Genomic DNA, 12,829 nt, shown 5'->3' with positions numbered 1-12,829 from the left:
AGGAAGAGAGATCTCACCACCGTGACTGCTCTGACTCTCAGCACTGCCGGTGCGGCGACGCTCCGCGCCGACGCCCTCGTCGTCGGCGTCGCCAAGGCCGCGGGCCCCAAGGGTGGGCTGGTCGTCGCGCCCGGCGCCGAGGCCGTGGACAAGGCGTTCGGCGGCAAGCTCGCCGCCGTCCTGGAGACCCTCGGCGCCCGTGGTGCCGAGGGTGAGGTGACCAAGGCCGTGTCGCCCTCCGGCCTCAAGGCCCCGTTCGTCCTCGCCGTGGGACTCGGCACCGCCCCCGCCGCCGACGAGGCCTACGACGCCGAGGTGCTGCGCACCGCGGCGGGCAACGCCGCGCGCGCCCTGCACGGCATCAAGAAGGCCGCGTTCGCGCTGCCCATCGAGGCCGCCGAGGACATCGAGGCGATCGGCGAGGGCGCCCTGCTCGGCGCGTACGCCTTCACCGCCTACCAGGATCGCGGCCCCGACGCCAAGGGCCCGCTCGCCGAGGTGACGCTGCTCGGCGCCAAGCCGCGCGACAAGGCGCACAAGGCCGCCGTCGAGCGCTCGCTGGCGCTGACCGAGGAGATCAACCGCGCCCGCGACCTGATCAACACCCCGCCGAACGACCTGACCCCCGAGGCCTTCGCCGCGGTCGTCTCGGCCGCCGGCAAGGAGCACGGCCTGAAGGTCCAGGTGCTCGACGAGAAGGCCCTGGAGAAGGGCGGCTTCGGCGGCATCCTCGGCGTCGGCATCGGCTCCGAGAACCCGCCGCGCCTGGTCAAGATCACGTACACGCACGCCAAGAACGCCAAGCACCTGGCGCTCGTCGGCAAGGGCATCACCTACGACTCGGGCGGCATCTCGCTCAAGCCGGCCGGCCACAACGAGACGATGAAGTGCGACATGTCCGGCGCGGCCGCCGTGTTCGCCGCCGTCGTCGCGGCCGCGCGCCTGGGCCTCGAAGTGAACGTCACCGGCTGGCTCGCGCTCGCCGAGAACATGCCGTCGGGCTCCGCCACCCGCCCGGGCGACGTGCTGCGCATGTACAGCGGCAAGACCGTCGAGGTCCTCAACACCGACGCCGAGGGCCGTCTGGTCCTGGCCGACGCGCTGTGGAAGGCCTCCGAGGAGAAGCCGGACGCGATCGTCGACGTGGCCACGCTGACCGGCGCGATGGTGCTGGCGCTCGGCGACCACACCTTCGGCATCATGGCCAACGACGACGCCTTCCGCACCGCGATCCACGAGATCGCGGAGGAGTCCGGCGAGCAGTCCTGGCCGATGCCGCTCCCGGCGAACCTGCGCAAGACCATGGACTCCCCCACCGCCGACCTCGCCAACATGGGCGTGCGGATGGGCGGCGGCCTGGTGGCCGGCCTGTTCCTGAAGGAGTTCGTCGGCGAGGGCATCACCTGGGCCCACCTCGACATCGCGGGCCCCGCCTACAACGAGGGCGCCCCGCACGGCTACACCCCCAAGGGCGGCACCGGCTCCTCGGTGCGCACCCTGGTCCGCCTGGCGGAGCGCACCGCCTCGGGCGACCTGGGCTGACCGCTCGCGCACAGCCGGTCCCCCCGACCGGCACGAGCGGCCCCGGGCATGGATACGGGGCCGCTCGTGTTGACCCTCCGTACCGTCACCCTCCGGCGGATTTCGCTGTCGACGAAATCCGTACGCCGGGGCGTGGCGGTGGAGTCACTCCTGGGACCGCCGTGCCCGACGATCAGCGGTCTCAGACACCGGCCCCGCGTCCCGCCTTCCGTCAACAAGTGCGAAGATGGGTTCTCGGCAGGACAGGGCCCCCACCACAGGGCCGAAGACAAGCGGCCGATACCAGCCGCCGCCGGTCATCGACGACCGCGCCCGGCGCACATGCATGGAGGACGTGACGTGGCGAACGACGCCAGCACCGTTTTCGACCTAGTGATCCTCGGCGGTGGCAGTGGCGGTTACGCCGCGGCCCTGCGCGGAGCGCAGCTGGGCCTGGACGTCGCACTGATCGAGAAGAACAAGCTCGGCGGCACCTGCCTGCACAACGGCTGCATCCCCACGAAGGCCCTGCTGCACGCCGGCGAGATCGCCGACCAGGCGCGCGAGGCCGGCCAGTTCGGCGTCAAGGCCACCTTCGAGGGCATCGACATCAACGCGGTCCACGCGTACAAGGACGAGGTCATCTCGGGCCTGTACAAGGGACTCCAGGGCCTGGTCGCCTCCCGCAAGGTGACCTACATCGAGGGTGAGGGCCGGCTGTCCTCCCCCACCTCCGTCGACGTGGGCGGCCAGCGCGTCCAGGGCCGCCACGTCCTCCTGGCGACCGGCTCCGTGCCGAAGTCGCTGCCGGGCCTGGAGATCGACGGCAACCGCATCATCTCCTCCGACCACGCGCTGACCCTGGACCGCGTCCCGCAGTCCGCGATCATCCTGGGCGGCGGCGTCATCGGCGTCGAATTCGCCTCGGCGTGGAAGTCCTTCGGCACCGACGTCACCGTCATCGAGGGCCTCAAGCACCTCGTGCCGGTCGAGGACGAGAACAGCTCCAAGATCCTGGAGCGCGCGTTCCGCAAGCGCGGCATCAAGTTCAACCTGGGCACCTTCTTCCAGAAGGCGGAGTACACCGCCAACGGTGTGAAGGTCACGCTCGCCGACGGCAAGGAGTTCGAGGCCGAGGTCCTCCTCGTCGCCATCGGCCGCGGCCCGGTCTCCCAGGGCCTCGGGTACGAGGAGCAGGGCGTCGCGATGGACCGCGGCTACGTCCTGGTCGACGAGTACATGCGCACCAACGTGCCCACCATCTCCGCCGTCGGCGACCTCGTCCCGACGCTCCAGCTCGCGCACGTCGGCTTCGCCGAGGGCATCCTGGTGGCGGAGCGCCTGGCCGGTCTCAAGACCGTCCCGATCGACTACGACGGCGTGCCCCGGGTGACGTACTGCCACCCCGAGGTCGCCTCCGTGGGCATCACCGAGGCCAAGGCCAAGGAGATCTACGGTGCGGACAAGGTCGTCGCTCTGAAGTACAACCTCGCGGGCAACGGCAAGAGCAAGATCCTCAAGACCGCGGGCGAGATCAAGCTCGTCCAGGTCAAGGACGGTGCCGTCGTCGGTGTCCACATGGTCGGTGACCGTATGGGCGAGCAGGTCGGCGAAGCCCAGCTCATCTACAACTGGGAGGCTCTGCCGGCCGAGGTCGCGCAGCTCATCCACGCGCACCCGACGCAGAACGAGGCGCTCGGCGAGGCCCACCTGGCCCTGGCCGGCAAGCCGCTGCACTCCCACGACTAGTAGCCCCTCGGGCGCGACGACCACTTCCCGCAATTCGTAAGGAGCAACCGAAACCATGTCGGTTTCCGTAACCCTTCCGGCGCTCGGCGAGAGCGTCACCGAGGGCACCGTCACCCGCTGGCTGAAGGCCGAGGGCGAGCGCGTCGAGGCCGACGAGCCGCTGCTCGAGGTCTCGACCGACAAGGTCGACACCGAGATCCCCGCCCCCGCCTCCGGCATCCTCGCCTCCATCAAGGTGGCCGAGGACGAGACCGTCGAGGTCGGTGCGGAACTCGCCATCATCGACGACGGCTCCGGTGCGCCGGCCGCCGAGTCCGCCCCGGCGCAGCAGGCCCCGGCGCAGGAGGCCCCCGCCCAGGAGGCTCCCGCACCGCAGGCCACGCCGTCCACCGACACCGAGACCCCGGCTCCGGCCCCGACGGCCGAGGCCGCTTCGGGCGGCGGTTCCGCCGAGGGCACCGACGTCGTCCTCCCCGCGCTCGGCGAGAGCGTGACCGAGGGCACCGTCACCCGCTGGCTCAAGGAGGTCGGCGAGGAGGTGGCCGAGGACGAGCCGCTGCTCGAGGTCTCCACCGACAAGGTCGACACCGAGATCCCCGCCCCGGTCGCCGGTGTGCTCCTGGAGATCGTGGTCGGCGAGGACGAGACGGCCGAGGTCGGCGCCAAGCTCGCCGTCATCGGCGCCCCGGGCGCGGCTCCGGCCGCCGCCCAGGCTCCGTCCGCCCCGGCCCCCGCGGCCGCCCCGGCTCCGGCTCCGGCCGCTGCCCCGGCGCCCGCTCCGGCGGCTGCCCCGGCACCGGCTCCGGCCGCGCCCGCGGCGCCCGCCGCTCCGGCTCCGGCTCCGCAGGCTCCGGCTCCGGCCGCTCAGGCGCCCGCTCCCGCCGCCACCTCCGGTGACGACGGCGCGTACGTCACGCCGCTGGTCCGCAAGCTCGCCTCCGAGTCCGGTGTGGACCTGGGCGCGGTCAAGGGCACCGGCGTCGGTGGCCGCATCCGCAAGCAGGACGTCATCGCCGCCGCGGAGGCCGCCAAGGCTCCCGCTCCGGCCGCCGCCCCCGCCGCGCCGCAGAAGGCCGCCCCGTCCGTCGAGGCGTCCCCGCTGCGCGGTCAGACGGTCAAGATGACCCGCATGCGCAAGGTCATCGGCGACAACATGATGAAGGCCCTGCACTCGCAGGCGCAGCTCACCACGGTCGTCGAGGTGGACATCACGAAGCTGATGAAGCTGCGTGCCGCCGCCAAGGACTCCTTCGCCGCCCGTGAGGGCGTCAAGCTGTCCCCGATGCCGTTCTTCGTCAAGGCCGCGGCCCAGGCGCTGAAGGCCCACCCGGTCGTCAACGCCCGGATCAACGAGGACGAGGGCACCATCACGTACTTCGACTCGGAGAACATCGGCATCGCCGTGGACTCCGAGAAGGGTCTGATGACCCCGGTCATCAAGGGTGCGGGCAACCTCAACCTGGCGGGCATCTCCAAGGCCACGGCCGAGCTCGCCGGCAAGGTCCGCGCCAACAAGATCACCCCGGACGAGCTGTCCGGCGCGACCTTCACGATCAGCAACACCGGCTCGCGCGGCGCCCTGTTCGACACGGTCATCGTGCCGCCGAACCAGGTCGCCATCCTGGGCATCGGTGCCACCGTCAAGCGTCCGGCGGTCATCGAGACCGCCGAGGGCACCGTCATCGGCGTCCGCGACATGACGTACCTGGCCCTCTCCTACGACCACCGTCTGGTGGACGGCGCCGACGCGGCCCGCTACCTGACCACGGTCAAGGCGATCCTGGAGGCCGGCGAGTTCGAGGTCGAGCTCGGCCTGTAAGGCTCTCCAAGGCACCCTGGGACGGCTGTAAGACTCGTCTCACCAGCGGCCGCGCCCCCGTTCGGACTCTTCCGGGCGGGGCCGCGGCCGTATTGTTTGGCACGTCACCGCTCGCCTTAAGGAGCCATCCCCATGACCGTGCCCGTCGTCCACTCGCTGCGCGAGCAGATCCGCGAGCACATCGTGGAGGGGATCGTCAGCGGGCGCTGGAAGCCCGGTGAGCGCATCGTGGAGCGGCGCATCGCGGTGGAGCTCCAGGTGAGCCAGACGCCGGTGCGCGAGGCGCTGCGGGAGCTGGAGAGCCTGCGCCTGATCGAGTCGGCGCCCAACAAGGGTGTACGGGTGCGCAATCTGAGCGCGGCCGATCTGGAGGAGAGTTATCCGGTGCGGGCCGGTCTCGAGCAGATCGCGGCCGAGCTGGCGGCGGAGCGGCTCGCCGAGGACTGCTCGGCCCTGGAGCCGCACGTGGCGGCCCTGTACGAGGCGGACCGGGCGGCGGACGGCACCGCGCAGGTGCGCCACACCGTCGGTTTCCACCGGGAACTGGTTCGGGCGGCCGACAACAGTGTGCTGTTGCACACATGGGAGGGCCTCGGCATCGAGGTGTTCACGGCCCTTTCGATCCGCTGGCTCGGCACCGTGCAGAAGTCGTACGCCGAGGAGCACGAGGATCTGGTCGCGGCCTTCCAGCGACGGGATCCGGCCATCGGCCCGCTGGTGAAGGCCCATGTTCTGGGGTGTGCGCCGCGTAGCGCCTGACCTGCGGAACAGCGCGAGGGGCACCTGCCAATCCAAGGCACCGGGTGCCCTTTTTCGCGGCACCCTGTGCCGACTTTCGGGATTCGAAGAAGTTTTTGGCTCAACGCTTTGATCGATCATCGATCGTCGGCTTACAGTCAACGGCGGACTCACCGGTCCGCGGCCCCGTCCTGCCAGACAAAGGCCCCCTTTTCTCCACCCCCCTCCTGTCCGGAAGGCGGCGATCATGATCGACCCCGTAGCCAAGTTTCCGAGCGAGCTCGACCAGCTCCCGGACCGTGACACCGAGGAGACCGCCGAATGGGCGGCCTCCCTCGATGCCGTCGCCAAGGCCGCCGGCCCCCACCGGGCCGCGTATCTGATGCGCCGCACGCTCCAGCACGCCGAAGGCGCGGGCCTCGCCCTGCCGAAGCTGCTGGAGACGGACTACGTCAACACCATCCCGTCCTCCGCGGAGCCCGTCATCGACGGCGACGAGGAGATGGAGCGCCGGATCACCGCGTGGAACCGCTGGAACGCGGCCGCCATGGTGACCCGCGGCTCGAAGTACGGCGTCGGCGGCCACATCGCGACCTTCGCGTCCGCGGCCTGGCTGTACGAGACCGGCTTCAACCACTTCTTCCGCGGCAAGGAGGGCGACGGATCGGGCGACCAGCTCTACATCCAGGGCCACGCCTCGCCCGGCATCTACGCCCGCGCCTTCCTCGACGGCCGCCTCACCGAGGCGCACCTCGACAAGTTCCGCCAGGAGTCCGCCGGCGACGGCCTGCCGTCCTACCCGCACCCGCGGCGGCTCCCCTGGCTGTGGGAGTTCCCGACCGTCTCCATGGGACTCGGCCCGCTCTCCGCGATCTACCAGGCGCGCTTCAACCGGTACCTCACCAACCGCAACATCAAGGACGTCTCCAACTCCCACGTGTGGGCGTTCCTCGGTGACGGCGAGATGGACGAGCCCGAGTCGACGGCGGCCCTGGCGCTCGCCGCCCGCGAGGGTCTGGACAACCTGACCTTCGTCATCAACTGCAACCTCCAGCGCCTCGACGGCCCGGTCCGCGCCAACTTCAAGATCGTGCAGGAGCTGGAGGCCCAGTTCCGCGGCGCCGGCTGGAACGTCGTGAAGTCGCTGTGGGGCGGCGCCTGGGACGAGCTCTTCCAGCTCGACACCACCGGCGCCCTCGTCCGCCGCCTGCGCGAGGTCCCCGACGCCCAGGTGCAGACGTACCAGACGCGCGACGCGGCCTACATCCGCGAGGACTTCTTCGGCAAGGACCCGGCGCTCGCCGAGATGGCGAAGCTGCTCTCGGACGACAAGATCCTGGAGTGCTTCCACCTCTCGCGCGGTGGCCACGAGCCGCGCAAGGTGTACGCCGCCTACAAGGCCGCCCTGTCCCACAAGGGCGCGCCCACCGTCATCCTGGCGCAGACCGTCAAGGGCTTCACCCTCGGTGAGGGCTTCGCGTCCAAGAACGCGAACCACCAGATGAAGAAGCTCAGCAACGACGAGTTCAAGAACATGCGTGACCTTCTCGAACTCCCCATCTCCGACGCGCAGTTCGTCGACGGCGTGGTCCCCTACGGCCACCCCGGCGCCGACTCCCCCGAGGTCCGCTACCTCCAGGAGCGCCGCGCGGCGCTCGGCGGTCCGGCCCCGGCCCGCCGCAGCCACGCGCTCGCACCGCTGCCGGCCCCGGCCGACAAGTCGTTCACGGCGTTCGACAAGGGCTCCGGCAGCCAGTCCATGGCCACCACCATGGCGTTCGTGCGGCTGATGAAGGACCTGATCCGCGACAAGACGACCGGCAAGCGCTGGGTCCCGATCGTCCCGGACGAGGCCCGCACCTTCGGCATGGAGTCGCTGTTCCCCTCGCTGGGCATCTACTCGCCCAAGGGTCAGACGTACGAGCCGGTCGACCGCGACCAGCTCATGTATTACCGCGAGGCCACGGACGGCCAGATCCTCAACGAGGGCATCACCGAGGCCGGCTCGATGGCCGACTTCATCGCCGCCGCCAGCGCGTACGCCACGCACGGCGAGCCGATGATCCCGTTCTACATCTTCTACTCGATGTTCGGCTGGCAGCGCACGGCCGACCAGATGTGGCAGCTCGGCGACCAGCTCGGCCGCGGCTTCCTGGTGGGCGCCACCGCGGGCCGCACCACCCTGACCGGTGAGGGCCTCCAGCACGCGGACGGCCACTCGCCGATGATCGCGGCGACCAACCCGGCGGCCCTGTCCTACGACCCGGCCTTCGCCTACGAGGTCGCGGTCATCGTCAAGGACGGTCTGCGCCGGATGTACGGCGAGGCGGCGCCCGGTGAGGACCGGGACGTCTTCTACTACCTCACCGTCTACAACGAGCCGATGCCGCAGCCCGCGAAGCCCGCGGGCATCGACGAGGGCATCATCAAGGGCCTGTACCGCTTCAACACGGCGGAGTCGGCCGGCGTCACCGTCCCTGTGAATGCCCCCCGCATCCAGCTCCTGGGCTCCGGCACGGCGATCCACTGGACGCTTGAGGCCCAGAAGCTGCTCGCCGAGGAGTGGGGGGTGGCCGCCGACGTGTGGTCCGCGACCTCCTGGACCGAGCTGCGCCGCGACGCCCTGGAGGCGGACGCCGCCCTGCTGCGCGGCGAGGAGCGAACTCCCTTCATCCGTACGGCACTTGAGGGCGTGGACTCCCCCGTCCTCGCGGTGTCCGACTACATGCGCCAGGTCCCGGACCAGATCGCGCAGTGGGTCGAGCAGGACTACTCCTCGCTCGGCGCGGACGGCTTCGGCCTCTCCGACACCCGTGAGGCGGCCCGTCGCCACTTCGGCGTCGACGCCCAGTCGATCGTGGTGGCGGCCCTGGCCCAGCTCGCCAAGCGCGGCGAGGTCCCGGTCACGGCCGTGAAGGAGGCGCGCGAGCGCTACGGCCTGTAGGCCGCACCCGGTACGCACGTGTGCCCCGTCCCGATTGCCGGGGCGGGGCACGCGTGCGTGAATGGGCGACCGGGGGCGGCACGACTCCGGGAGCACCGCATGAAGATCTACAACCGTCCCTCCGCGCCCGCCTGGGCCGACCTGTCGACGACCGACGTACCCGGCGCCAAGGCCTTCTACGGCGGCCTCTTCGGCTGGCAGGGCGCGGACGTGCCGATGGAGGAGGCCGGCGGTTACGGCATGTTCCTGCTCGGCGATCGGTACGCGGGCGGGTACGGGCCCTGCATGGCGCCGGGGCAGCCGGTGGCCTGGCTGGCGTACTACCAGGTGGAGTCGGCCGACGCGACGGCCGCGAAGGTGACCGGCAACGGCGGATCGATCGTGGCCGGCCCCATGGACGTCTTCGAATCGGGCCGCCTCGCGGTGTTCGCCGACCCGGAGGGCGCGGTCTTCGGCGTCTGGCAGCCCAAGGAGCACAAGGGCTTCGGGGTGGCCGGCGAGCCCAACAGCATGACCTGGTTCGAGCTGCTGACCCGGGACCCCGACCGGGCGAAGACGTTCTACCGGGCGGTCTTCGGCTGGGGCGGCGACGCCGAGCCGTACGGCTCGTCCGAGTACACCGAATGGCAGGTGGACGGCGAGAGCTTCGGCGGCATGATGCGGATGACCGACGACTTCCCGCCCGAGGTGCCGCCGCACTGGATGGTGTATGTACGGGTCGAGGACTGTGACGCCACCGCCGCGCACGCCCGCGAGCTGGGCGGCGAGGTCCACGTTCCCCCGACCACGATCCCGCCGGGCCGCTTCGCCCTGCTGCGCGACCCGCAGGGCGGGGTCTTCTCCGTGATCGCCCTGAACCAGGGGTAGTTGGCGGCCCGGGGAGACCCTCTCCGCCCCGGGCTTCCCCAACTCGGCGCGCGGGAGGCGCCATTGGCGGCGACAGACTGTTCACGACGCGCAACTCGCCGTCAATGGCAGGGCGTTGTAGGCTTGGTCCGTGCCTGGAATCAGCGCTTCGACCGATGGACGACGTCGTCCCCGGGATGTGGTCGCCGAGGGCCTGCGTGCCCTCATCTCCGGCGGGGAGCTGCGGGTCGGTGAACACATCCCGACCCAGGCGCAGCTCAGCGAGCGCTTCTCGGTGCCGCGCGGCGCGGTCCGCGGCGCGGTCGAACTCCTGGAGCGCGAAGGCCTGATCAGGCGGGCCCAGCAGGGCACCCCGCCCACGGTGGCCCGCCCCGGCGCGGGCCGGGTTCCGGCCCGGCGCGACGAGGTGCCCGGGCCGCGCCGGCACGCACCGCGGCCGGCCGGGATCTTCCTCGGCGAGCGGGTGGCGCAGTGCTTCCGCGAGGAAGAGGTGACCATCGACGCGTACTGCCTCAATGGCGAGACATTGGCATCGGCGCTGGCCGGTCCGCTGGTGACCGTGCAGGCCGAGGGGGCGGGCCCGCGCCGGGTGGCGGTGCGCATCCTGCTGCCGGACGCCGAGGCTCCGCTGGCCCTGCCGCAGGTGGTCGGCGATCTGGGAAACGCCAGGGCGCGCGAGCGGCTGCGGATCACCAGCAACCACATCTACGGCTCGCTGCGCCATTCGCTGCGCATGCTCAAGGTCCGCGACCTGGTCCCGGACGTGACGGTGGAGGCCCGCAAGGTGTCGATCACCCCGACGCAGAAGGTCTACATCCTCAACGGCCGCGAGGTGCTGGCCGGGCACTACCAGGTGACCGAACGGACGGTGGATCTCGACCGGACCCCGATCGAGATCTACGACATGCTCGGCGTGGAAGGCATGCTCTTCCGGCACGCGGTGGTCGACGACGACGAGGTCACCCGCGGCTATGTCGAGCAGACCCAGCAGTGGTTCGACTCGCTGTGGAACACCATCGCCCGCCCCATGGACCCGAACTGAGCCGGATCCGGAGCGGGCGCCACGCACTACGGCCACACACAGTCATCCGGCCACCCGGTCAGCGGGCGGCCATCAGCATCAGCACCACCAGCACGGCCGCCACACACACCAGGTTGGCGCGCGGCCCGGCCGGAACCGTCGCAGGCCGATCGCCCTGCGCGCCGCCGCCCTTCGCGAGCAGCACGCCCAGGGCGAGCACCAGCAGGCCCGACGGCCCGAGCAGCGACACCACACCCGCGTTCGACAGCAGTTCGAGGACGATTCGCACGCGTGTCTCCAGTCCCATGGAACACCTCCTCCGGTTGTCGCCGCCGCGGACCGCGTGAGTGACGATCGGTACCCTCATTGGCAGGCGATTGTGTTCCCTCCTCCTACCCGGACTGAATGGCTGCCATCTATGGTCAACCGCCTGCATATTGGGCAACACGACTATGCCAATGGGCAGTTGCCCGGCCGACCGGCTCAACCAACCGGGCAAGTACGCGAGTTGACCGGTCGTCGCAGCCATCTGTCCTGCCCTGCCCGCGAGTTGTAGCCTCTGTGGGTGACGACCCACACCACCGGGGCCGACCGGGACGAGGCCGGGGAGATCCCCCGCTACCGATTGGTCGCCGACGCGCTGCGCCAGGACATCCAGAACGGGGTGCCGGCGCCCGGCGAGGGGCTGCCCAAACAGGAGCAGCTCATGCGCCGTTTCCGCTGCGGACGCGGCACCGTGCAGAAGGCGCTCCAACTGCTGCGCGACGAGCAGCTCCTGGAGGAAGGGGTGTCGGGCCGGGGCGCCCGGGTGGCCCGCCAGGCTGCCATCGGGCGACCATTGGGCTACTACATCTCCCGCGCCTTCGAGGTGCCCCACGTCTCCCTGGACGTCTGGTCGCTGCACACCGAGGAGCTGTCCCGAGCGATCCAGCAGCAGGCCGAACTCATCGGGCTCGGCGACCGCCCGGCCCCGCGGTCCATCCGGGTCCGGGTCCTGGTGCCGGACCTGGACACCCATCACCCCTATCCCCGCCACCTCGACGACCCGGACGACCTGCGCCCGCTGCGGCGGCTGCGCCGGGTCATCCGGATGTACGCGGAGGCGCTCCACCACTCGCTCACCCAGCTCGCCGAGGAGGGCACGGTGGGGTCGGTGTCCGTGGAGATCAGGGTCCTGCCGACGGTGCCCGGCGAGAAGCGCTACCTCATCAACGGCACGCAGATGCTGACCGGCTACTACTTCCTGCGCAAGACCCGGATCCTGGTGGACGCCGCGTCCATAGAGGTCCTTGAACTGCACAGCGACACCCTGTTCCCGGCCACCCTCGAAGGCAACGGGGCCCGGTCCCTGGAGCGCGCGGAGTTCCAGCAGGCCCAGGCCTGGTTCGACTCGCGCTGGGAGACGGTGGCGACGCCGCTGCGCCCCCTGGACGAATGGCCCGGCCAGTAGCGCGCCCCGCACACCCGCCCCCGGCCCTGCGAAACGGCCCGGCGGGGGGCGACAGATGTGCCAGGGGTGGCCCGGCGTGGCAACCGGACGAATAGCGCCGCTCCGCGTGCGCCGCCTCCCCCTACCCACGATGCTGGTTCCGTGATGGACGAGACGGAGTTCTGGGAGATCGTCGACCGTACCCGCGAGGCCGCCGACGGCGACCCCGAGGAACAGGCCGACCTGCTCGTGGAACGGCTGCTTCAGCTGGACCCCGACTCCGTGCTCGACTTCGCCCGGCACTTCGAGGCGCGCTACAACCGCGCCTACCGCTGGGACCTGTGGGGCGCCGCGGCCGTGCTGCTCGACGGGGCCGGCGACGACACCTTCGACTACTTCCGCTGCTGGCTCATCGGCCAGGGCCGCGAGGTCTTCGAGGGCGCGCTGCACGACCCCGACGCCCTCGCCGACCTGCTCGGGGATTTCGACGAGGAGGTCGACGGCGACGGCGAGGAACTCGGCTACGCGGCCGACGAGGCGTACGAGCAGCTCACCGGGGTCGTCGCCCCCGACCTCGGCATCCCGCCCCAGGCCGAGGAGCCGGAGGGGACCGCGCTGGACTTCGAGGACGACACGGCGCTCGCCGCCCGCTTCCCCCGCCTGTGGGAACGCTTCGGCACGGGCTGAGCGGACGCCCGCGGGGCCGGGCCCGAAGGCGCTGCGGCCGCCTGCGGGGCCGTG

General features: G+C 71.0%; 10 protein-coding genes. 9 read left to right on the top strand and 1 reads right to left on the bottom strand.

What is annotated here, in order from left to right:
• The first annotated feature begins 21 nt into the window (after positions 1–21).
• The 7 genes from N4G70_RS04110 (at position 22) to N4G70_RS04080 (ending at position 10,680) form a co-directional block, all read left to right on the top strand.
• Complete coding sequence (locus N4G70_RS04110) at positions 22–1,542, top strand: leucyl aminopeptidase (protein WP_261710974.1); 1,521 nt, start codon at positions 22–24, stop codon at positions 1,540–1,542.
• 339 nt (positions 1,543–1,881) lie between these two features.
• Complete coding sequence (lpdA, locus tag N4G70_RS04105; RefSeq protein WP_162952633.1) at positions 1,882–3,270, top strand: dihydrolipoyl dehydrogenase; 1,389 nt, start codon at positions 1,882–1,884, stop codon at positions 3,268–3,270.
• Between the two features lie 55 nt (positions 3,271–3,325).
• Positions 3,326–5,089, top strand: coding sequence for a 2-oxoglutarate dehydrogenase, E2 component, dihydrolipoamide succinyltransferase (gene sucB, locus N4G70_RS04100; protein ID WP_261710973.1), 1,764 nt, complete (start codon positions 3,326–3,328; stop codon positions 5,087–5,089).
• A 132-nt stretch (positions 5,090–5,221) separates the two neighbouring features.
• Complete coding sequence (locus tag N4G70_RS04095; RefSeq protein WP_261710972.1) at positions 5,222–5,848, top strand: GntR family transcriptional regulator; 627 nt, start codon at positions 5,222–5,224, stop codon at positions 5,846–5,848.
• A gap of 226 nt (positions 5,849–6,074) precedes the next feature.
• Positions 6,075–8,771 (top strand): pyruvate dehydrogenase (acetyl-transferring), homodimeric type, encoded by a 2,697-nt coding sequence (aceE, locus tag N4G70_RS04090; protein WP_261710971.1) that lies wholly within the window; start codon positions 6,075–6,077, stop codon positions 8,769–8,771.
• A gap of 99 nt (positions 8,772–8,870) precedes the next feature.
• On the top strand, positions 8,871–9,638 hold the full coding sequence (locus N4G70_RS04085; RefSeq protein WP_261710970.1) for a VOC family protein: 768 nt from the start codon (positions 8,871–8,873) through the stop codon (positions 9,636–9,638).
• Positions 9,639–9,768: 130 nt separating this feature from the next.
• A complete protein-coding gene (locus tag N4G70_RS04080) occupies positions 9,769–10,680 on the top strand; it encodes a GntR family transcriptional regulator (protein ID WP_261710969.1) in 912 nt (303 codons plus the stop codon).
• Positions 10,681–10,738: 58 nt separating this feature from the next.
• Here N4G70_RS04080 and N4G70_RS04075 read toward each other — a convergent pair whose 3' ends face one another.
• Positions 10,739–10,966, bottom strand: coding sequence for a hypothetical protein (locus tag N4G70_RS04075; protein ID WP_261710968.1), 228 nt, complete (start codon positions 10,964–10,966; stop codon positions 10,739–10,741).
• A gap of 258 nt (positions 10,967–11,224) precedes the next feature.
• On the opposite strand from N4G70_RS04075, the gene N4G70_RS04070 reads away from it, so the two are divergent.
• Entirely contained in the window at positions 11,225–12,109 is an 885-nt protein-coding gene (locus N4G70_RS04070) for a winged helix-turn-helix domain-containing protein (protein ID WP_261710967.1), read from the top strand.
• A 144-nt stretch (positions 12,110–12,253) separates the two neighbouring features.
• Positions 12,254–12,775 (top strand): DUF4240 domain-containing protein, encoded by a 522-nt coding sequence (locus tag N4G70_RS04065; RefSeq protein ID WP_261711370.1) that lies wholly within the window; start codon positions 12,254–12,256, stop codon positions 12,773–12,775.
• The last annotated feature ends 54 nt before the right edge of the window (positions 12,776–12,829 follow it).

Source organism: Streptomyces sp. ASQP_92 (assembly GCF_025399895.1).
Classification (GTDB): domain Bacteria; phylum Actinomycetota; class Actinomycetes; order Streptomycetales; family Streptomycetaceae; genus Streptomyces.
This window is presented reverse-complemented; position numbering and strand designations above follow the sequence as displayed.

Coding starts and splice junctions, on each gene's coding strand:
- N4G70_RS04075 (WP_261710968.1), bottom strand. CDS start 10,966: ATGGGACTGGAGACACGCGTGCGAATCGTCCTCGAACTGCTGTCGAAC.
- N4G70_RS04085 (WP_261710970.1), top strand. CDS start 8,871: ATGAAGATCTACAACCGTCCCTCCGCGCCCGCCTGGGCCGACCTGTCG.
- N4G70_RS04095 (WP_261710972.1), top strand. CDS start 5,222: ATGACCGTGCCCGTCGTCCACTCGCTGCGCGAGCAGATCCGCGAGCAC.
- N4G70_RS04065 (WP_261711370.1), top strand. CDS start 12,254: ATGGACGAGACGGAGTTCTGGGAGATCGTCGACCGTACCCGCGAGGCC.
- aceE (WP_261710971.1), top strand. CDS start 6,075: ATGATCGACCCCGTAGCCAAGTTTCCGAGCGAGCTCGACCAGCTCCCG.
- sucB (WP_261710973.1), top strand. CDS start 3,326: ATGTCGGTTTCCGTAACCCTTCCGGCGCTCGGCGAGAGCGTCACCGAG.